The organism is Novosphingobium umbonatum, assembly GCF_004005905.1.
GTDB classification, from domain to species: domain Bacteria; phylum Pseudomonadota; class Alphaproteobacteria; order Sphingomonadales; family Sphingomonadaceae; genus Novosphingobium; species Novosphingobium umbonatum.
Map to the genome: position 1 here is coordinate 1 of NZ_SACO01000036.1, position 2,288 is coordinate 2,288.

The window sequence follows — 2,288 nt, forward strand, 5'->3', positions numbered from 1 at the left end:
GTCGAAGGGTTTCGGGCGCCGACAGGCGTACGAAAGTCTTACAAGTACGACCCGCGGTGAGGCTCGCCTTGGTCTATGGGTAAAAGGGCTTTGGTGTGGCTTGGTTGGGCTGAAGCAAGCTTGCCGCCCAGCTTTTGTTGGGCGCAATAGCATGGAAGTCAGATGGCCATTGTGCTCGAAGCACCGCTGATCCTGCTGGCAATGATCTCAATTTTGACTTTGCTGGCGGCTTCGGCACACCAATCCCCATGGGCCGGAGCGCAACGTTCACAGCCAGCATGCAGGGTAAGCCATGCCGGATCATAGCGTGTTCTCCCGGATCGGCGATGCTGGCTGCGGCGGTGCACGCGGTTGGCACCAGCGGGCGAAGGCTTCAATGATGGTCATGTGCCCGCCGCAGCATGGGCATGGCAGGCGATGATCGGGCGGTTCCTCAGGTTCGAGTTCCACGATCGGCGCGGCTACGCCCAGCAGCTTGCGTGCGAGCGCCATGGCTTCCTTGTGCGTTGAACTGGCAAGCAGGCCGTAATGCCGGATGCGGTGGAAGCCGCGCGGCAGGACGTGGATCAGGAAGCGACGGATGAACTCGTCGGTCGCCAGCGTCATGACCTGCTGGCGTTCGGCGCCATCGCGGCGATAATCCTTGTATCGGAACGTCACGCCGGTCTCATCGAAGGCGATGAGGCGCCTGTTCGAGATGGCAACGCGGTGGGTGTAGCGCGAGAGATAGGCCAAGACCGCCTGCGGCCCGGCGAAGGGCGGCTTGGCATAGACCACCCAGCGCTTTTTCCTGATCGGCGACAGATACCGCAGGAAGATCTTGCGCGCGGCCAGACCCGCCAAGGCACCGAAGAAGGCCAGCTTGCCGGCATCGAACAACGCCAGGAGGCGCGTGAGAAACAGCCGACGGAACAATGCGCCCAGGATGCGCACCGGCAGCAGGAAGGCGGGGCGCGACGAGACCCAGCGCGTGCCGTCGAGCGCGATGCCGCCGCCCGGCACGATCATGTGCACATGCGGATGATGCGTCAGCGCCGATCCCCACGTGTGCAAGACAGCGGTGATGCCGACCCGCGCGCCGAGGTGCTTGGGATCGGCGGCGATGGTCAGCATGGTGTCCGCCGCCGTGCGGAACAGCAGATCATAGACCGCCGCCTTGTTCTGCCACGCGATATCCGCGATCTCGGTAGGGAGCGTGAAGACGACATGGAAGTAGCCGACCGGCAAGAGATCGGCTTCGCGCGCGGCCAGCCAGGTGCGCGCGGCGGCGCCCTGGCACTTGGGACAGTGCCGGTTGCGGCAAGAGTTGTAGGCAATCCGCCAATGCCCGCAGTCGTCGCAGGCCTCGACGTGACCGCCCAGTGCTGCGGTGCGGCAATTCTCGATGGCCGTCATGACCTTGAGCTGGCCGAGGCTCAGATGCCCGGCGTGGGCTGCGCGATAAGCGGGCCCGGCGCTACGGAAGATATCGGCGACCTCGAGCGAGGCGCGCACCGGCTCAGCCGGGAGGAGCCACCTGCGCCTCGAGCAGCATCGTCAATTTGTCCAGCGGACTGATGACCGCGCGCACGGTTCGAGTTGCGACCGTGGTGTAGAAAGCGGTGGTCTCGAGGTTCGCATGCCCGAGCAGCGCCTGGATGATCCGAATATCGACGCCGTCTTCCAACAGATACGTGGCGAAGCTGTGCCGCAGAGTGTGTGGGCCGACCCGCTTTTTGATACCCGCGGACTCGGCAGCATCGACAACGATGCGATGGAGCTGTCGAGTACTAAGCGGCTTGAGATAGTGCATGCCCGGGAACAGCCAGCCATCGGCGTGCATGACGCCTTGCTTGCGGCCCACCGTCCACCACTCGCGCAAAAGGGCAAGAAGGTCAGCGGGCAGGAGCGCATTGCGATAGCGCCCGCCTTTACCGCGCTCCACGCGCAGGAGCATGCGCTTGCTGTCGACATCGCGGACCTTCAGCATCGTGACTTCGGCGGCGCGCAAGCCAGCGCCATACGCAACGGACAGTGCAGCCTTGTGCTTCAGGCAGTTGGTCGCGCCGAGGAGAAGCACGACCTCGTCGCGGCTGAGGACAACGGGCAAGGAGCGCGGATTCTTGACCGTATAGAGCTTGCGGGACAAATCCGGGCGATCAATGGTGTGGGTGAAAAAGAAGCGCAGCGCAGAAACGATGCTGTTCATGGTCGGGATCCCTATGCCCGCCTCGCGCTGTTCGACCTGGAATTGCCGGAGTTCTTCTACCGTCGCAGTATCGGGGGGACGCCCAAGATATGTGGCGAAC

Annotated in this window: 2 protein-coding genes; both read right to left on the minus strand. The window is 63.7% G+C overall.

The features are described from left to right. Positions 1 to 300: 300 nt before the first annotated feature. Positions 301 to 1,494 (minus strand): IS91 family transposase, encoded by a 1,194-nt coding sequence (locus EOE18_RS18140; RefSeq protein ID WP_127712156.1) that lies wholly within the window; start codon positions 1,492 to 1,494, stop codon positions 301 to 303. 4 nt (positions 1,495 to 1,498) lie between these two features. Continuing rightward, positions 1,499 to 2,288 (minus strand): tyrosine-type recombinase/integrase (locus tag EOE18_RS18145; protein ID WP_127712158.1); only part of this gene is annotated, 790 nt, incomplete at its 5' end.